Genomic DNA, 19991 nt, shown 5'->3' with positions numbered 1-19991 from the left:
TGGATTGAGAATTTTTTAAGGTTAATAAAAACCTTTGCCAACAATAGCATTATTGTCCTTTTATAATGGGTGTATTAAAAGCTTTTCTTTAAATTTAGGGTTGACTAATTCAAAGAACTGAAAATGAAATCCAATTACACCATTTTGGGCCTAGTGGCCCTTTTCCTATTATTGTTGCCAAACGCAACTGAGGGACAGCGTAGAAACAAATCAAATAGCGTTACCGTTTCGTATCCGGAGGAATTGTACTCCAGCCTTGAATATCGAGGCATAGGCCCCTATCGCGGTGGTAGATCAGCTGCGGTTACTGGGGTGCCCGGTGAACCCAATCTTTACTATTTCGGAGCCACAGGTGGTGGTGTTTGGAAAACCTTGGACGGTGGTCGTACTTGGGAGAACATCTCTGATGGTTACTTTGGCGGCAGTATTGGTGCTGTAGAAGTGGCCAAGAGTGACCCAAACGTTATATATGTAGGTGGTGGTGAAAAGACCCTAAGGGGAAACGTTTCTTCAGGGTATGGCATTTGGAGAACTGTAGATGCTGGTAAAACATGGGAAAAGGCCGGCTTGGAAAAGAGCAGGCACGTACCAAGAATAAGGGTACATCCCACGGATTATAACATTGTGTATGCCGCAGTATTGGGAGATATATACAAACCGACAAAAGAAAGGGGCATTTATAAAAGTACCGATGGTGGTGACACATGGAAACAAGTACTTTTCGTAAACGATCAGGCTGGAGCGGTCGATTTGACTTTTGACCCAAACAATCCGAGGATTTTGTATGCTTCCACGTGGCGTGCCCAAAGAACACCCTACAGTTTAAGTAGTGGAGGGGAAGGATCGGCCCTATGGAAAAGTACGGACAGTGGTGAAACGTGGAACGAGATATCCAAGAACGAAGGTTTTCCTACGGATACGTTGGGAATCATTGGTGTAACGGTTTCCCCTAAAAATTCGGAACGGGTTTGGGCTATTGTTGAAAATAAGGAAAAGGGCGGTTTGTATCGTTCCGAAGATGGTGGCAAAAAATGGTCCTTGGTCAATAGCGATAGAAACTTGAGACAACGCGCCTGGTACTATACCCGTGTGTATGCGGATACCCAGGATGAAGATGTAGTGTATGTTTTGAACGTAAGTTATCATAAATCCATGGACGGAGGTAAGACCTTTAAATCCTTCAATGCCCCGCATGGAGACCATCATGATTTATGGATTTCTCCAGAAAATGGCCAGCGGATGATTATTGGGGATGATGGGGGCGCCCAGATTTCCTATGACGGCGGGGAGACTTGGAGTACCTATTACAATCAGCCTACCGCTCAATATTATCGGGTGACTACGGACAACCATTTTCCATACCGAATTTACGTAGCGCAGCAGGATAACTCCACACTACGTGTCAATCATAGAAGCGATGGTTCCGCTATCACGGAGGACGATTGGGAGGAAACCGCCGGTGGGGAATCCGCTTGGATAGCGGTAGACCCTGAAAATGATGATATAGTCTATGGAGGAAGTTATGACGGCTTCCTTACCCGTGTGAACCATGAAAAAGGTACCGTTAGGGGTATCAATGTATGGCCGGACAACCCCATGGGTGCCGGGGCAGAGGCGATGAAATATCGTTTTCAGTGGAACTTCCCCATTTTGTTCAGTAGACACGATCCTAATAAACTATACACCTTTTCCAATCATGTACACATGACCACCAACGAAGGTCAAAGTTGGGAAGTGTTGAGTGGGGACCTAACCAGGAACGACCCAACAAAATTAGGTTCCAGTGGTGGGCCCATAACCCAGGACAATACCAGTGTAGAGTACTATTGTACCATTTTTGCTGCCAATGAAAGCCCTTTAAAGGAAGGCTTGTTGTGGGTAGGGAGTGATGACGGATTGATCCATGTGTCCAAAAATGGGGGCGAGACGTGGGAAAATGTTACCCCTTCCAATATGCCGGAGTGGAACATGATCAACAGTATTGAACCTTCCGCTTTTGATGAGGGTACCTGTTATGTGGCCGCTACCCGATATAAATTGGGCGATTTCCAGCCCTATTTATATAAGACGACGGATTATGGCCAAACATGGACCAAGATTACCAATGGCATCAATGAGGAACACTTCACCCGTGTAGTGCGGGAAGACCCCAAAAGAAAAGGCTTGCTGTATGCGGGAACGGAAACAGGCATGTACATTTCCTTTGATGATGGGGCGAACTGGAAATCCTTCCAGATGAACTTGCCCATCGTGCCCATTACGGATCTGACCATCAAGGATAATAATTTGATTGTGGCCACCCAAGGACGCAGTCTATGGATCATCGATGATTTAACGGTACTACATCAATTGGATGAAAGCAAGAAATCATCGGGACATATCCTGTATAAGCCCAAGGATTCCTTTCGTACAAAAGGTAGGGCTTCCAACAGACTTTCCAAGACCTCTGGACAAAATCACCCTAATGGCGTGGTGACCCATTTTTACTTGAAAAATCTCAGTGAAAAGGATAGTGTTCATCTAACCTATACCTCCATAGCCGGGGATACCTTGGCCACTTATAACAACTTTACAAAAGAAAAGGACCAAAAAATTGAGGTGAAAAAAGGTGGAAATACCTTTGTTTGGGACACTCGGGGTAAGGGTGCCAAATTGTTGGACGGTATGATACTTTGGTGGGCCAATTTGGATGGGCCAAAAGCGGTTCCTGGTAACTATAAGGTGCATTTGAATGTCAATGGGGTTTCCAGTGCACAGGAGTTAAAAATACTTCCAGATCCACGAGCGGAGGCATCTGTGGCCGATATGCAAAAACAATATGATTTTATTACCGATATCAACACGACCATAGATAAAGCCCACAAATCCATTGAAAAGATTAGGAACGTAACGGCCCAATTGGATGCATTCACTAAGCAGTATGCAGATAATGAATCCACTAAGGAACTTATCGAAAAGGCCAAAAAAATGAAGGAAAGTTTGGGCGAGGTGGAGAAGGCTTTGTACCAGACCAAGAATAGGAGTCGGCAAGATCCATTGAATTTTCCCATTAAGTTGACCAACAAATTGGGACATTTGAATAGTTTGGTGGCGATTGACGACTTTCCTCCCACGGAACAGGACATTGCCGTTAAGAACGAGCTTACAGCTGCCATTAACAAGGAATTGGACAAGTTTGATGCGGTGATGTCTAATGAACTCCAAGCGTTCAATGCCGCTTTTAATGACTTAAAATTGAATTATTTGTTTGTAGAGGACTAAATAAATGACACCTGTCTCTTCGAGCGGAGTCGAGAAGAAGCCCCGGAACATGGGTCTCGACTCCGCTCGACCTGACAGTCTTTTAGTTTTAAATAAGTTCAATGCGATATTATTATGTTTATATGGCTCAATGTGCTGATGAAAGTATTTACATAGGTTTAACCAATGATTTAGAAAGACGAATAAGAGAACACAACTACGGTTTTAACGATAATTCATATACTTCTAAACGTCGACCTGTTATTATCATTTGGCATCAAGAATTTATGCAATTTGAACAAGCGGAAAAATTTGAAAAGAAAATAAAGAAATGGAGTAGGGCGAAGAAAATGGCATTGGCAAATGGGGACTATGATATATTAAAGTTATTCTCCATATGTAAAAATGAAACCAATTTTAAGAATAAGGACTAACTGAACTACAACTGTCACTTCGAGCGGAGTCGAGAAGCTTTGGTTCACTAATCTTGACATAACACAAGTTAATAAGAATAAAACTCGAAAAAGGAATAAACCAATCATGTAAAATGAAAAGTAAATATCTAGTATTATTGATGCTGCTCTCGTGCAGCGCCACCTTTGCCCAATCGGCCAATGAGTATTTCAAACCTATGAAATACCGCAATATAGGACCCTTTAGAGGTGGGCGTTCGGTTACGGCAAGCGGGGTTATCGGTGACCCGATGACCTATTATATGGGCACCACAGGGGGTGGACTTTGGAAAACCGAGACCGCCGGTCAGAAATGGGAAAACATCTCCGATGGTTATTTCAAAACGGGTTCCGTTGGCGCCGTAGCCGTTTCAAAATCGAATCCAAACATTCTATTCTGCGGTATGGGCGAGCACGCTCCAAGGGGAGTGATGACGTCTTACGGAGATGGTGTATACAAATCCACCGATGCCGGTAAAACATGGCAACATGTAGGATTGGAAAAAACACAGCATATCTCGCGTATTATCATTCATCCAACCAATCCGGATATTGTCTATGTAGCTGCCCAAGGGGCGCTATTTGACGGCAATCCCGAAAGAGGGGTCTACAAATCCGTCGATGGAGGGAAAACTTGGAAAAACACCCTTTTCGTGAATAATCTGACCGGTGCGGCAGAACTTTCTATGGATGCCAATTATCCTGAAATTATGTACGTGGCCATGTGGGAGCACCAACGCAAACCCAATATGGTAATCAGTGGCGGGGAAGGCAGCGGACTCTACAAATCCACCGATGCCGGAGAGACCTGGAAAAAAATACACGAAGGCCTTCCAGAGGAAAAGGGAAAAATGGCCATAGCCGTTAGCCCTGCCAATTCTAATAAGGTATATGCATTGATAGAAAGTGATTCCAATGCGGACAAGGGCGGACTCTTCGTCTCCAACGATGCAGGGGAATCCTGGTCCATGGTGAGTGGAGATAATAGACTGGTACAACGTGCCTGGTATTACATTGAAGTTTTTGCGGACCCCAATGATGAAGATACCGTGTATGTGTTGAGTGCAGCGATGTTCCGTTCCGAAGATGGAGGGAAGACTTGGGAAACCATTGATGTACCGCATGGGGATACACACGATTTGTGGATAAACCCGGATAATTCCAAAAATATGGTGTTGGCCGATGACGGAGGGGCTACCATTACCTTTGATTATGGTAAAACTTGGTCTGCTCAGGACAATATGCCAACGGCCCAGTTTTATAGAATAAGTGTCGATAACCTGTTCCCCTACAATATCTACGGCGGGCAGCAGGACAATACCTCGGTGCGAATCGCCAGCTTGTCGCTTGGCAGAGGCGGTATAACGGAGGAGGATTGGACCTATTCCGCCGGTGGTGAAAGTGCCTTTTTGGCCTTTGACCCAGATAACCCAAGATACGTGCTTGGTGGCAGTTATTTGGGAACTATCGAAGTCCTTGATACGGAAACCAAAAGTTCCACGAATATCATGGCCGCCCCCATTCAGTATTTGGGAAGGGAAGCTAGGAACATGAAATATCTGTACAACTGGAATGCCCCGATTATTGGTTCCATCCACGAACCTGGTACGTACTACCATGGCGCGCAATTGGTTTTACGCACACGCGATATGGGGGTTACCTGGGAAGAAATCTCTCCCGATCTAACGAGGGATATCGATGCCAAGCAAGGAAACGGTGGCGGACCTTACACCAATGAGGCGGTAGGCGCGGAAAACTACGGAACCCTGGCCTATATGATAGAGTCGCCGCATGAAAAGGGTGTGTTCTGGACGGGAAGTGACGATGGATTGGTACACATTACCAAAAACGGTGGGGAAACCTGGGACAATGTAACCCCAAAAGGACTTAGCGAATGCTTGATCAATGCCATCGAGGTATCACCTCATGACCCCGCTACGGCATACATCGCCACCACCCGATACAAGTTCAACGACTACACTCCGGCCCTTTACAAAACAGCGGATTATGGTAAAACCTGGACCAATATAAGCGATGGAATTCCTTACGGAGCCTTTACAAGGGTGGTCAGGGAAGATGAAAATAAAAGGGATTTGCTATATGCGGGTACGGAACTCGGTATGTACATTTCGTGGAACGGTGGCAAAGCATGGGAGCCTTTTCAGTTGAATTTACCGGTAACCCCCGTGTTGGATTTAAAGGTGCATAGAGGGGATTTAATCATGGCGACCTCGGGCCGATCTTTCTGGATTTTGGACAATATCAATACCATTAGCCAGTATGAACCAGCCAAAAAGGGGCTGAAATTATTGAAGCCAAGTGCGGCCTACGCCGGTTCTTGGGGAAGTCCCATGAGCAGCAATGCCAAGGAGGTTACTGCCACGGATGCCTTTGACGGGGTCAATCCGGCGAACGGTATGGTACTGTATTACGAATTGCCAAAATTGAATGATTCCACCAAGCTTACCATGGAAATCAAGGATTCCAAAGGGAAATTGATTCGCAGTTTTAGTTCGGAAAAGGACAAAGACTATATACCACATAACGGCGGGGGAGCCCCTCCGGCCCCTGTATTGCCAAAAAATGAAGGCTTGAATCGGTTTGTATGGGATATGGGCCATTCAATAGTTCCAGGAATTCCAGGCGTGTATATAGAGGCCAACTTTAGGGGACACCAGGAAATTCCTGGAATGTATACCATAACGCTTACTATGGATGGGAAGACAGTAACCACGCAAGGTGAGATCAAACCGATTCCAACCATTGAAATGAAACCCGGACAATTTGAGGAGTATGATGTGTTAATGAGCGAAATGGAACAGAAGATTACCGAGATGCATAAAATGGTCAATACCCTTTTTGAGGTTCAGAAAGACCTAAAGGAAGTGTTGAAGGAAATCGAGGATGAAACCTTAAAATCAAAAGGTGAAGCACTGTTGGAAAAAATGAAGGATTGGGACGCAGATATGGTCCAAAGAAAGTCGCAGGCCTATGATGATGTGGAGAATTTCCCCAACAAATTTACGGCGGAATATCTGTTCTTGTTGAATCAGACCAGCGGTAGCATTCCAAGAGTAAACAAATCCAACTTGGATAGAAAACAGGAATTGGATAAGCAATGGATACCATTAAAGGCCAGGGGAGAAGCCTTGCTAAATACCGACATACCGGCGTATAACAAGGCACTTTGGGAAGCTGGTATTGGGGCTTTAAATCCGAAGTAGTTAATTAATTGTTCTTTCTTTTGAACGTTTATCGTTTTGTTTTGTAACTGTTTTATTAGTGATTTAGTGGGATGGTGAGTTAGTGAGTTAGTGAGTTAGTGAGTTAGTGATATAGTGACATAGTGAGTTAGTGGGATGGTGAGTTATTGAAATCCTTCTGGAAATAATAAGTGTTTGAACTTGAACTTGACTCTTGTATTTGAATTTGTTTTTTGCACTTGTATTTGAGTTTGATTTTAACAGGATATGACCGAATATTATAATTATATAAAAGCCCTGCACCTGATTTTCGTGATTACCTGGTTTGCTGGTCTTTTTTATATCCCAAGATTGTTTATTTATCATATCGAAGCGCAACAAAAACCCGAGGTAGAGCGAGAAATCTTGAGTACCCAATTTAAGTTGATGGAAAAACGGCTATGGTATATCATCACATGGCCCTCCGCAATTCTGGCTACTATATTTGCCATTTGGTTATTGGTCTTAATGCCCCAGTGGTTGCAACAACCCTGGATGCATATTAAATTGGGGTTTGTACTATTGCTGATTGTGTATCACTTAAAAAATCACCTCATATTTAAGAGATTCCAGCAGGATGATATCAAATACTCCTCCAATTACATGCGCATTTGGAACGAAGGGGCTACCCTAATCCTATTTGCCGTGGTCTTTTTGGTCATTTTAAAAAGCGCCTTCAGTTGGATTTTTGGCGTCGTAGGCATCATTGTTTTGGGAATCCTTTTGATGCTGGGCATCAAGCTTTACAAACGAATCCGAAACAAGAATCCGGAAGCATAATAATTTTGATATCCCTTTTTATAATTTAACTAGAAACTAGAGTTTGAATGTAAGCTTGAACTTGAACTTGATTTTTGAGCTTGCACTTGAGATTTGCGTTTGCACTTGATTTTGAACCCGCTTTGGTGCGATATTTGCTAACTTTGAACGAAACGTCAAACTTTTGTTAAGTAGATTCTCTTTACGGTCTCGCATCTTCGTATCAATGATTTTATTGGTGCTGATCGCTTCCGTGCTAATTTTGGGTGTTACCATCTATCAGTTTAGGGAAATCAATAGGGATTACCATGAAAACAGGATGGAGCGGAAGGAAGAGCAGATTAGACAGAGCATCGATTTGACCATTCAAAAAACTACCTATCCGGTCACCACGGAGAATCTCGGACTCATTTTCAAAGAGGAAATTTATGAAATCGCTGTGGTACAGAACATGAATTTCAACATTTATAGTTTGGAAGGTGAGTTGATCAAAAGCTCAAGGCCCAAGATTGAAAATGATCCAATTTCCATGTGTCTAGATGCTGAAATCTTAAACCACCTGGACGTTAGTGTTGATAAAAGGTATGTGGAGCGGAATAAGGCCGCGGGCGACCAGTATCAGGCTTCGTATACCTACATAGCGGACCGTCAGTTTAAGCCCATAGGAATACTGAACTTACCCTATTTTGAAGATAATTCATTCAACGATAAGGAGTTAAACGAGTTTTTGGCGCGCTTGGGCGGCGTATATTTTCTCATGTTCCTATTGGCCATTGGGTTGGCTTATTTTATATCAAAATACATCACGCGATCCTTGGAGGCAATAAGCGATATGATGGAACGGACCGACCTTACCCGAAGGAACGAGAAAATTCATTTGGAAAAGCCCGGTGAGGAAATAGAGAAATTGATTTCCTCCTACAATGCCATGATCGATGAACTAAGTATAAGTGCGGCGAAACTGGCCAAAAGCGAAAGGGAACAGGCTTGGAGGGAAATGGCCAAACAGGTGGCCCATGAAATTAAAAATCCACTGACCCCTATGCGGTTGAGCGTTCAAAGCTTTCAACTTAAATTTGACCCCAAGGATCCCAATATTACGGAAAAGGTTGCGGAATACTCCAAAACGCTCATCCAGCAGATCGATACCATGAGCAGTATTGCCTCGGCCTTTTCTAGTTTTGCGGAAATGCCAGCACAGCAGAACGAGACCCTTAACGTGGTAAAAATAGTTAAACTGGCTCTGGATATATTCAATGAGGAGTACATCCATTTTATCGCCGAAGAAGAGGAAATTATTGCAAAATTGGATCGGACCCAATTGATACGCGTCGTTACCAATTTGGTAAAAAACGCCATCCAGGCCATACCCGATGAACATGATTCCCCTAGGATTTTGGTATCCGTGGCCATTGATGGGGATATGGTCAAGATTTCCGTTGCGGACAACGGTATTGGTATTGAAAAGGATTTTGAGGACAAGATTTTTGAACCCAAGTTCACCACAAAGACCAGTGGGATGGGACTTGGTCTGGGAATGGTAAAGAATATCGTAGAAACTTACAAAGGGAGCATTAATTTCACGTCCCAGCCAGGGAAGGGCACTGTTTTTTGTGTTAAATTCCCTAGGGTTGGAAGAATGAAAACTATAAAATAAAAGCGAAAGAACATGTCTTACGAAACAATACTAGTGGAAATTTTAGATGCCGTTGCAACTATCACTATCAATAGGCCAAAAAAACTAAATGCCCTGAATAGGGAAACCATCCAAGAACTTCATGAGGCCATATCTGAATTGGAGGATGATACAGAAGTAAAAGTGCTAATCATAACCGGTAGCGGGGATAAGGCTTTTGTGGCCGGGGCCGATATTTCCGAGTTTGCCGATTTTTCGGTTAAAAAGGGAAAGAAATTGGCCGCCAAAGGACAGGAACTATTGTTTGATTTTGTGGAGAAACTTTCCAAACCGGTCATCGCCGCGGTAAACGGTTTTGCCTTGGGTGGCGGGTTGGAGCTGGCCATGGCCTGTCACTTTCGGGTGGCGAGCGATAACGCAAAAATGGGCCTTCCCGAGGTGTCCCTTGGCGTGATTCCGGGTTATGGGGGTACCCAGCGCCTTCCCCAATTGGTGGGTAAAGGAAGGGCCATGGAAATGATCATGACCGCAGGAATGATTTCTGCCGATCAGGCAAAAAATTACGGCTTGGTAAACCATGTCGTTACCCAAGAGGAACTACTACCTTTATGCCACAAATTGGCTGAAAAGATCAGTAATAATTCCTCCGTCGCCATATCCCATGCAATAAAAGCGGTAAATGCGGGTTTTATGAATACTGTAAATGGCTACGAGCAGGAAATTGAGGCTTTTGGGGCGTGTTTTGGAACGGATGATTTTGCTGAGGGCACCACGGCATTTTTAGAAAAAAGAAAAGCTGATTTTCCGGGTTCGTAGGTAAAGCGAACCTAACATGTTTAGAACAATTTTCCTAGTACTGTTTTTGGCAATAGTAAACCTTTCAGTTGCCCAACAGGCCGATGTTGCCTATAACATTGGCGAAAAATACAATGACAAATACAAATATTCCAATCTTTTGGCCATTGCGGACGATGGCAAAGGCGGAACCGTCATTGTTAGGGCCTACTACACGGGAATCGTGCTAAAACCCAAGGGGTATTTTATTGAACATTACAATGAGGATTTGGAACTGCTTTCCGAATTCAATTACAAGTTGAAAAATGCCAATTTTGTGGATGCCTATATCAAGAACGGTCAGGCATACTTACTTTTCTTGGAGTACAATTATGATACGATGGCTTATGAATACCAAATTCATAGAAGTCCGTATACGGATTACCAGTTCACCAAGGAGACAATTTTGACAATTCCATCGGATCCCGTAGCTGAGCCGCTGGACCGTAATTACTACAATAGGAATTTTACATCGGGGTTCACTACATCGGTGCTATTTAACGATGAGAAATCGGCCTTTGCCATAACAACCCACTTTAAAAAGGGTAAGAACAACCAGCACTATATCCATGTTTTTGATGCGGGACTGAACAAATTGATGGAGCATGATTTTTCGGCAGAAGTAGAGGAAAAAAATTACGCCTTTGAGACAATCACCTTCTCGGAAGACTTGAGCAATGTATACTTGGTAGGGAAGGCTTATTTCAAGAAAAAGAGGTTCAATGCCACGGAGCGCAAGTTCCAATATGAAATGGTACGTGTTTCAAAAACAGGAGGCAGCACCCAATCGTTTTATACGCCCGGAAAGTTTCCAGAGGCCCTAAAACCAATTTTTAAGGGCAAGGAATTATTGTGTCTAGGTTTCTATGCCGATAGAAAGGATAACCGTTACAACGGCATCTCCTACTTTAAATTGAATCCGAGGACCTTGGAAATAGAAAGTCAAAAGTTCAATTCGTTTTCAGAACAGTTCATGATGGACAAGTTTGGTAGGGAAGAAGACAAGACCCTGAAAGATTTGGTATTCAAAGGTATGAGCATAACATCCATGGGTAATATTCTATTCAATGCAGAAGAGTATTTCACCAGTACCAGTACGCAGGCAAACAGCAGTGGCGGTAGGGTGTTGGTCACCAGGTATCACCACAACGACATTGTAAGTGCCAAACTGAGCGGGGAGGGCGACTTGATCTGGGCCAGAAATATAAACAAGACCGAAGTTACCCAAGGCGATGGGGCCTACGCCTCGTACAGTTCCCTTACCAAAGACGATACTACCTACTTTTTTATCAGTACCTCGGCCGAAAACCCACAACAGTTAAGTGACGAACGCATCATGTTCAAACAGGGATTGAGCAGGAACAGGAACGTGTTTTTGATCAAGTTGGATGAACATGGCCGCATGAACTATGAAAAGGTTATCGATGATACCGATGCCCGCTTGCCCCTAATGGTTTCCAAACCCTACATAGACAAATTGCATGACGAGCTCATGTTCTACGCCAAAAGAGGGACAAAAAAACAATTGGTCCAAGTAGCCGTTAAATAATATCTTTTAATGGATTAATTCCATATTTTTGGAATAAATCCATTAAAATGAATAATTCCCCTATAAAAGGAAGAGGGGCACAGGAAAATACGCCCAACAAATTCCTTCAATATAGTTATGAGACTCGGGACGATTTTCTGGAGTTCTGCCGATTGGAAGGTGAGCCGGCCGATAAAAACAAAACTCAGTACATTCCTATTTTTCCAAAGACGATTGTCAACGAAGTCACAAGTCCCGATGTTGGGATGATGTATTCCATGAATCCCTATCAAGGGTGCGAACATGGATGTGTCTATTGCTATGCAAGAAATAGCCACGAATACTGGGGTTACAGTGCGGGCTTGGATTTTGAGCGAAAGATTCTCGTTAAAAAAGATGCCCCCAAATTACTGGAGGCAAAGCTAAGAAGCAAATCCTGGAAAGCCTGCACCATCGTGCTGTCCGGCAATACGGATTGCTACCAACCAGCGGAACAGGAATTTAAAATTACCCGAGCTTGTTTGGAGGTCTTTTTAAAATACAAGCATCCTGTGGGCATCATCACCAAAAATGCCTTGATTTTAAGGGATTTAGACCTTCTAAAGGAACTGAACAACTACGGTTTGATAGGTGTGAACGTGTCGGTAACTTCCTTAAAAGAGGTAACTCGTCGGATTTTGGAACCGAGAACCGCCTCCATCCCCAAAAGGCTGAAGACGATAAAAGTACTGTCCGACAATGGCATACCAGTCAATGCGATGTTGGCACCTATCATTCCGGGAATCAATAGCCATGAGATTATGGATTTGGCCAAAGCGGTCTCGGAGAATGGGGCGGTATCCTTTGCTTTTACCGTGGTGCGATTGAATGGTGCCATTGGTGGTATTTTTACCGATTGGATCCGCAAGACCCTACCCGATAGGGCGGACAAGGTGCTTAACCAAATCAAGGAATGTCACGGAGGCACCTTAAACGATAGCCGCTTTGGTATTAGAAGTAAAGGGGAAGGAACCATTGCCAAGCAAATCCATGATATGGTACGTCTTGCAAAACGCAACTACTTTAAGGACAAAAAGTTTCCGGTCTTGAATACGGAATTACATGGGCAATATAAGACGGGACAATTGAGCCTTTTTTAAAGCTTTGGGAAAATAAATAAGCTGTATTAAGTTTTAAATTTCGCAATGCGGGTTGTGGCACGAGTAAGATGCTCGCGCGAGCGAGCTGGTTCAGTTATCTGGCATATTTTGTGTAAACCACTTGCCCATTAAAAATGGTCATTTCCACCTGGGTGTCCAATAATGTATCCTCCGGTACGGTCATTAGATCTTGGTCAAAGATGGTAAAGTCGGCTAGTTTTCCTTCAGTAATGGAACCCTTAATGCCTTCTTCAAAGGCACCATAGGCGGCATCGAGGGTATAAGAACGTAGGGCCTGTTCCCGGGTCATCTTTTGACCCGGTTCATAGCCACCTTCTGGATTCCCTTCCAGGGTTTTCCGAGTAACACTTGCGTAAAAACTGGCAATTGGGTTCAAAGGTTCTACGGGAACATCCGTACCGTTAACCACCGGAATCCCGCTCTTTAAAAGAGCCTGCCACATATAGGCACCTTCCTTGATACGTTTTTCGCCCAAACGGTCAATCGCCCAAGGTCGGTCGGAGGATAAATGTACGGCCTGCATTGCGGGTATGACCCCTAGTTCAGCGAACCTTGGAATGTCTTCCGGGTGTAGGTGTTGGGCATGTTCAATCCGAAATCTATTGTCATTGACCATCTGCGGTTTTTCCTTAAAAGCCGCTTCGTACCGGTCCAAAATTTCCCGATTGGCGCGATCTCCAATGGCGTGGGAACACACTTGAAAGCCATGTTCCAGACCCTTTAGGGACGTTTCCTTCACAAATTCCATGGGCAAGGTCTCATGACCAAAATGATCGGGCCGATCCGAGTAGGGTTCCAACAACCAGGCCCCTCTAGATCCCAAGGCCCCATCACAATTCAGTTTAATGGAACGTATCGTAAAAAGATGTTCAGGATCTACGCTGGGTCCCTTTTCATACCATTCGTTGAGTAGTTCTTTGTCCCAACCCGTCAGCATGGCGTACATACGTATGCCCATTTTACCTTCGGCTTTCATGTTGTTGTAAAGTGCGATGGTTTCCCTCCCAATACCGGCGTCGTGGAAACCGGTAATACCATTTCGGTGACAGGCCGCTACAGCCAATTCAAAAGCCTGAATGTCTTTCTCAGCCGTATTTTCTGGGATGTGTTGGGTAATAAGCGTCATGGCACGCTCGTTAAAAACTCCTGTAGGAAGCCCTAGATTATCCACGATGACCTCGCCACCTTCCACGGAAAAGGCGTCCATGTTTTCGGTGCCCATCAATTGAAGTCCGGCCAATTCCATTGCTTTGGCATTGGCAAAACCGGCATGTCCACTGGCATGTCTTAGGTAGACAGGGTTGTCCGGTGAAACGGCACTGAGTGTTTCATGGGTGGGGAAACCTAAAACGCTGTTTTCAGGGAGTTGGTCCCATTTGCTTTGGTGCCAGCCCCGTCCCGTAATCCACTCTCCGGGTTTTGCTTTTTGGACCGCATCGGCAACGGCATCGATAATTTCCTGAAAGCTTTTGGTGTTGATAAGGTCCAAGTTGAGTTCATTGTAACCGAGACCCATAAAATGTCCATGGCCCTCGATCAGTCCGGGAGTCATGGTCTTACCCTCCAAATCGATTACTTGGGTCTCTGGGCCTTTTAGTTTTTCGGCATTTTCTAAACTACCGGAAAACAGGATTTTGTCATCAAGGGTGACCACGGCTTCCACCACGGGATTCACGGAATCCATGGTGTAAATGGGGCCACCGTGGATCAATAGGGTACCAGCCTGTTTCTTTTCTGTTGAACAGGACTGTAAGAGGAAAACAAAGCAAATTAAAAGAAGGGAACGTGATGCGAATTGATTTAGAGACATACGAATGGATTGATATTTGAAGTAGTTGAATATAAATCTTTTTTATCACAAAAAAACCGCCTAAATCAAATTTCGTTTTAGACGGTCTCATCTTGTATGAATTGGAGCAGTTTAGCTTAATTCCCAACCCTTCCGGTAACTTCCTTTCACCCATTCGTTGGCCTTGTCCCAATTGGTTACGCGCATATTGTCACCATCCCAAAGGATTTTTCTACGGCCTGGATATTCAAATGGATCCCAGTCTCCCAGTTTCTTTCCCTCCTTCAGTTTCTTATATTGGAATGCCTTTATGGCCAAATTTCCCATGAGGACAGCTTCAGTTAGAGGTCCGGAACGTTCAAAATCAGAGGAGGTTTCAGCACCCTGCAGACATCCTTCCACAAAGTTGCGTTGGTGTCCACCGGTATCCCCTTCAATGCGTTTTAAATAAGGTTTTGGAGGTGTCAACAATTCCATGGTCGTGGAGGGCAATAATCGTGCGTTTCTGGAATATGTATCACAGACCAAAATTCCCCGGGTTCCGTAGAAAATGCTTCCACCACCACTATCACCTATGGTTTCGCCATCCTTCAGTTCATCGGGTAAATCTGGGAGCAGTCCTCCATCGTACCAATTTAGGGCGATGTCTCCATGTTCCGGCGTATTGAATTTTAATCGGACGATGGAAGACGCAGGACAAGATTTGCTATAGTCCGCCTCTACAAAATCGCCCACCCAATTGGTGGTGCAACTTGCTTCGGCTTCGGTTGGATAACCAAGACCCAAAACACTAAATGGGGTTTCCATAATGTGACAACCCATATCTCCCAAGGCACCAGTTCCAAAATCCCAATAACCTCTCCATTTAAAGGGCAGATAGGCATCATTATAATCCCTCAATTCAGCAGTTCCCAACCAAAGGTCCCAGTCCAGTCCTTTGGGAATGCGATCTTTTCCTTGGGGTACCGGAACACCTTGGGGCCATACGGGTCTGTTCGTCCAACAATCTACCTTATAAACCTTTCCAATAATGCCAGAATCTATCCATTCCTTTGCTTCCCTACTGCCATCACTGGAGGCTCCTTGGTTCCCCATTTGCGTGACGATGCCATTATCCTTGGCGACTTGTGTCATCAAGCGGGCTTCATTGATGTTATGCGTCAATGGCTTCTCAACATAGGCGTGTTTTTTTGCTCTCATAAATGGCAAGGCTATTGAAGCATGCATGTGATCGGGCGTGGCTACCATGATGGCGTCCATATCTTTTAAATGCATGTCATAGACTTTTCTGAAATCCTTATATCTTTTTACATCTGGAAAATTGGCATAGGTTTCAGCGGCCCTTCGGTCATCCACGTCACAAAAGGATACGAATTTCACTTTTTGGGTTTCATTGAGTCCTTGGATTACGCTAGCACCCCTTCCACCAACACCAAATGCACCCATATACAAGGTGTCACTGGGTGGTACATGGTTTTTACCCATTACAAAACTGGGTACAATGGAAAAGGCCGCTGACGCGGCGGCAGTATTTTTAATAAACTTTCTTCTTTGCATGGTTTAATAATTTGTCTGGACTCGTAAGGTACAAAAAATTGACTTCTTATTTCTGTCCAATAGTTATTTATAAACTTATAAAATGATGGGGTGTTTTTTTTGATATTCACAAAAAAAATGACCTAGCCTTCATTTTGAATTTGATGAATTTATCGGCTTAAACCATCGCAAATTCTTACCTAAAAGTTAAAGAATCGCTTTTTACATAAATATATCATAAATGAAAATCCAGAATAGCATTGTAGCCGTATAAACTATAGAACAAATCAAGAACACAAATGAAATCTGAAAATACTATGACACATGGATTTAATGCCGTTAACCACTCTGATATCAAACCAAGTATCGAGAACGGTTTTTTATTGAAATCAAGATTCCAATCTTTTATTCAAAACGCAAATGCGTGGGGCGTTTTTGTTATGGGCAGCACGTTTGTACTAATGATCGCGTCCATTTATGTGATGTATGTCTTGCAGGCAGATTATGACCAGTTCAATCAAGACCGAATGAGTACTACTTTCGGTTTAATATTTATGGTTATTGCAACCGGGCTTTTTCTGTTCAAAGCTGGTTTTTTTGTCTACACCTTATACAGATATTTTCGCTACAAGGCGATAGCATCGGTTTCAGATAAGGAGCTTCCTACATGTACCGTTATTGTTCCCGCTTATAATGAAGGGAAACAGGTATATGCCACCTTGATGAGTTTGGCGGATAGCGATTATCCTATAGAAAAACTACAATTGCTTTCTATTGATGATGGGAGCAAGGACGATACCTGGCATTGGATGCAAGAGGCCAAAAAGGTATTGGGTGATCGGGTTTCCATTTGCCAACAACCTAAGAATATGGGAAAAAGACATGCCTTATACCGTGGTTTTAATGAGGGGATAGGGGAGGTTTTTGTAACTGTGGATAGTGATTCCATTGTAAAGAAGGATACTTTAAGGAATTTGGTAAGTCCTTTTGTGACCAATGAAAACTGCGGTGCCGTTGCAGGTAACATTAGGGTATTGAACAATAAGGAGGCCTTGATACCTAAAATGTTGGACGTGAGCTTTGTTTTGAGTTTTGAATTTGTAAGATCAGCCGAAAGTAGCCTCAATTCAGTTCTGTGTACCCCTGGGGCCTTGGCCGCATATCGCAGAACCGCTGTATTCGCTTGTTTGGATGCATGGATAAACCAAACCTTTATGGGACAACCTTCCGATATTGGAGAGGACCGTGCCATGACGAATATGATTTTGAAGCAAGGATATCATGTGCTATTTCAAAGAAATGCCTATGCTTTTACCAATGTTCCTGAAAAATACAAGGGCCTTTATAAAATGTTCATTAGATGGGGCAGGAGCAACGTTAGGGAGAATATTGAAATGTCCAAGTATGTATTTACAAACTTTAGGAAAGGGAACAAGGCGGGCACACGACTATTGTTCTTTAGTCAGGCAACTAAAATTGTAATGAGTTATCCATTCCTTTTGTTTATGCTGTATTTTGTTCTAACACATCCAATCTTATTTATTAGCTCAACGTTCTTGAGTATTCTGGTACTATCTACTTTTCCAGTTATTTTTTATGCGAAGAGATATAACTTTATAGAATCATTCTGGGCTTATTCCTATAGCGTAATGTATACATTTGGACTGTTCTGGATAACTCCTTATGCCATTGCGACCGCCAATAGAAGAGGTTGGTTGACCAGGGGATAGTCAAAAAATCAAAATTATTAGTTTTCGTTGAAAGGGGAATCAATTTAGATTTCCCTTTTTTATTGCTTTGGTTTAGCGATCAATGGATTCCATTCAGAATAAAACTGTTCCAAGTAATCCAACATAAATTGGTGCCTTGATTCTGCAAGCTTTATCCCGGTAGCGGTATTCATTTTATCCTTTAGGAGGAGCAATTTTTCGTAGAAATGGTTGATAGTTGGGGCCGTTGATTTTTTATAGGCTTCCTTGCTTAGTTTTAGATTTGGGGCAATATCCGGATTGTAGATTTCCCTGTTTTTAAATCCACCGTAATTGAATGCTCGGGCAATACCAATAGCACCAATGGCATCCAAACGATCGGCATCCTGAACAACTTCAAGTTCCTTGGAGCTGAAAGACCTCTTTTGGGACTTATCTAGACTGTTTTTAAAGGATATGTGTTCAATAATTTTTACTACATGCCGAGCTGTTTTTTTCTTGACCTTAAGGGAGTTAAGGAAGTCTGAGGCCATTTGCGGTCCAACAGTTTCATCGCCATTATGAAATTTTGCATCGGCTATATCGTGCAATAAGGCTGCGAGGCTTACCACAAGAATATCCACTTTTTCGTCCTTTGCAATGAGCATACTGTTTTGAAATACCCTTTTTATATGAAACCAATCATGCCCACCTTCCGCATTCTGTAGTGTTTCCTTTACAAAGGTGATTGTTTCCTCAACGATTTCGGTATTGCTCATTTAAATGAATTTATTCCGGAAACGACGGCAGCTTCGGCTTTGGCAAGCAATCCATCAAAGTCTCCGTCATTTTCAAATGGTTCGTGGACATCAAAGGAAACCTTCGCCCCTAATCCCATTGGGAATTTACCATATTGGACCAATTTCCAGGAATTATTGATGCTTATGGGAACGATCAAAGCAGATGGGGCTTTCTTCATCAGCATCTTTAATCCCATAGGTTTAAAAGGTTTTGGATGTCCATCCCTACTTCTTGTCCCTTCGGGGAAAATAACGGCCGTCCGGTTATATTTTTCTATGTATGTACCCAATTTTCCAATTTCCATGATTGAAGCTTTGGCATCCTTTCTGTCTATCAAAACTGAACCACCATGCCTCAAATTATAAGAGACGCTTGGAATTCCTTTCCCCAATTCCTTTTTGCTTACAAACTTTGGGTGGTGTTTCCTCATGTACCAAATAATGGGGGGAATGTCGTACATGCTCTGATGATTGGTAACTACTATTAGTGGTCTATCAGTTGGTATTTGGTGGGGGTTTGTAAACCTGTACGTAGTTCCTAGAATATTAGTGGAGCGCATTAAGCTAAGATTGAGGAGGCTAACAGTTTTCTTAATACCCGGATAACCAAATAATTTTAAGCTCAACCAAAGTATAGGATGGAAAACCAACAGGGTCATCCCAAAGACAATGAAAAAAAAAGGGGTAACAATGTAGGATAGTATCTTTTGCATGTTACAAAAATAAAAAACCGCTCTATTAAGAGCGGTGTAAAATATCTAAAATACGGTTGAAATAAGGATACTGCCTAACAGAACTCGTTGTAGGCTTGTACAAGGTTCTCAGCAATCATTTCAGCAGGCCTTCCCTCAATATGATGGCGCTCTATCATGTGGACCAGTTCGCCATCCTTGAACAGTGCCATGGAAGGTGAAGACGGTGGAAAAGGAACCATCAAATTTCTTGCGGCGTTGACGGCTTCCGTATCCACTCCTGCGAAAACTGTGACCGTATGATCGGGAGTTTTTTCGTTCCGTAAGCTCATTTTTGCCGCTGGTCTAGCGTTGGCAGCTGCACAACCACAAACGGAATTCACCACTACCAGTGTGGTCCCTTGCTGTTTGATGGCATTTTCAACCGCTTCTGCCGTATATAATTCTTCAAACCCGGCAGAAGCCAAGTCGTCTCTCATAGGTTTTACTAATTCTGCTGGATACATAGTATATTTTTTTGAAAATCTGAAACACAAAGATAAATAATTTGAACTATTTTAAAGGAGACCTTAACGTTTCCTTAGTCGTAGGTTTTCTACCTAATATTATATCTTTGGCAATTATCAAAAGATAGC

Annotated in this window: 14 protein-coding genes; 9 read left to right on the top strand and 5 right to left on the bottom strand. The window is 43.2% G+C overall.

The window, feature by feature from the left end:
* Positions 1-123: 123 nt before the first annotated feature.
* The 8 genes from DZC72_RS04650 (at position 124) to DZC72_RS04615 (ending at position 12830) form a co-directional block, all read left to right on the top strand.
* Positions 124-3261, top strand: a complete 3138-nt coding sequence (locus DZC72_RS04650; protein WP_125221703.1) for a VPS10 domain-containing protein — start codon at positions 124-126, stop codon at positions 3259-3261.
* Between the two features lie 101 nt (positions 3262-3362).
* On the top strand, positions 3363-3674 hold the full coding sequence (locus tag DZC72_RS04645; RefSeq protein ID WP_165869270.1) for a GIY-YIG nuclease family protein: 312 nt from the start codon (positions 3363-3365) through the stop codon (positions 3672-3674).
* A gap of 113 nt (positions 3675-3787) precedes the next feature.
* On the top strand, positions 3788-6916 hold the full coding sequence (locus DZC72_RS04640; protein WP_125221702.1) for a WD40/YVTN/BNR-like repeat-containing protein: 3129 nt from the start codon (positions 3788-3790) through the stop codon (positions 6914-6916).
* Between the two features lie 246 nt (positions 6917-7162).
* Positions 7163-7714: a CopD family protein gene (locus DZC72_RS04635; RefSeq protein WP_125221701.1), complete on the top strand. Its 552-nt coding sequence runs from the start codon at positions 7163-7165 to the stop codon at positions 7712-7714.
* A gap of 205 nt (positions 7715-7919) precedes the next feature.
* Positions 7920-9350 (top strand): sensor histidine kinase, encoded by a 1431-nt coding sequence (locus tag DZC72_RS04630; protein WP_125222602.1) that lies wholly within the window; start codon positions 7920-7922, stop codon positions 9348-9350.
* 12 nt (positions 9351-9362) lie between these two features.
* On the top strand, positions 9363-10145 hold the full coding sequence (locus DZC72_RS04625) for an enoyl-CoA hydratase/isomerase family protein (protein WP_125221700.1): 783 nt from the start codon (positions 9363-9365) through the stop codon (positions 10143-10145).
* Positions 10146-10161: 16 nt separating this feature from the next.
* Entirely contained in the window at positions 10162-11712 is a 1551-nt protein-coding gene (locus DZC72_RS04620; protein ID WP_125221699.1) for a hypothetical protein, read from the top strand.
* 47 nt (positions 11713-11759) lie between these two features.
* On the top strand, positions 11760-12830 hold the full coding sequence (locus DZC72_RS04615; RefSeq protein WP_125221698.1) for a PA0069 family radical SAM protein: 1071 nt from the start codon (positions 11760-11762) through the stop codon (positions 12828-12830).
* Positions 12831-12924: 94 nt separating this feature from the next.
* Here DZC72_RS04615 and DZC72_RS04610 read toward each other — a convergent pair whose 3' ends face one another.
* Positions 12925-14661 carry an amidohydrolase gene (locus DZC72_RS04610; protein WP_125221697.1) on the bottom strand — a complete coding sequence of 579 codons (1737 nt, stop codon included), beginning with the start codon at positions 14659-14661 and terminating at the stop codon, positions 12925-12927.
* A 111-nt stretch (positions 14662-14772) separates the two neighbouring features.
* Positions 14773-16197: a Gfo/Idh/MocA family protein gene (locus DZC72_RS04605; protein WP_125221696.1), complete on the bottom strand. Its 1425-nt coding sequence runs from the start codon at positions 16195-16197 to the stop codon at positions 14773-14775.
* 278 nt (positions 16198-16475) lie between these two features.
* Between DZC72_RS04605 and DZC72_RS04600 the strand changes: the two genes are divergently transcribed.
* The gene (locus DZC72_RS04600) at positions 16476-17906 is read left to right on the top strand and encodes a glycosyltransferase (RefSeq protein ID WP_243641641.1); all 1431 of its coding nucleotides are present in this window, start codon (positions 16476-16478) and stop codon (positions 17904-17906) included.
* Positions 17907-17965: 59 nt separating this feature from the next.
* On the opposite strand, the gene DZC72_RS04595 is transcribed toward DZC72_RS04600, so the two are convergent.
* The 3 genes from DZC72_RS04595 to DZC72_RS04585 form a co-directional block, all read right to left on the bottom strand.
* The gene (locus DZC72_RS04595) at positions 17966-18643 is read right to left on the bottom strand and encodes an HD domain-containing protein (RefSeq protein ID WP_125221695.1); all 678 of its coding nucleotides are present in this window, start codon (positions 18641-18643) and stop codon (positions 17966-17968) included.
* Entirely contained in the window at positions 18640-19377 is a 738-nt protein-coding gene (locus tag DZC72_RS04590; protein WP_125221694.1) for a lysophospholipid acyltransferase family protein, read from the bottom strand. The genes DZC72_RS04595 and DZC72_RS04590 overlap by 4 nt, the downstream gene beginning before the upstream one ends.
* A 74-nt stretch (positions 19378-19451) precedes the next feature.
* Positions 19452-19862: a BrxA/BrxB family bacilliredoxin gene (locus DZC72_RS04585; protein WP_125221693.1), complete on the bottom strand. Its 411-nt coding sequence runs from the start codon at positions 19860-19862 to the stop codon at positions 19452-19454.
* Between the last annotated feature and the right edge of the window lie 129 nt (positions 19863-19991).

Origin of the sequence: Maribacter algicola, assembly GCF_003933245.1 — a bacterium.
Classification (GTDB): domain Bacteria; phylum Bacteroidota; class Bacteroidia; order Flavobacteriales; family Flavobacteriaceae; genus Maribacter; species Maribacter algicola.
Note: the sequence above shows the minus strand (reverse complement) of the source record. Positions and strands in the feature narration are given on the sequence as shown.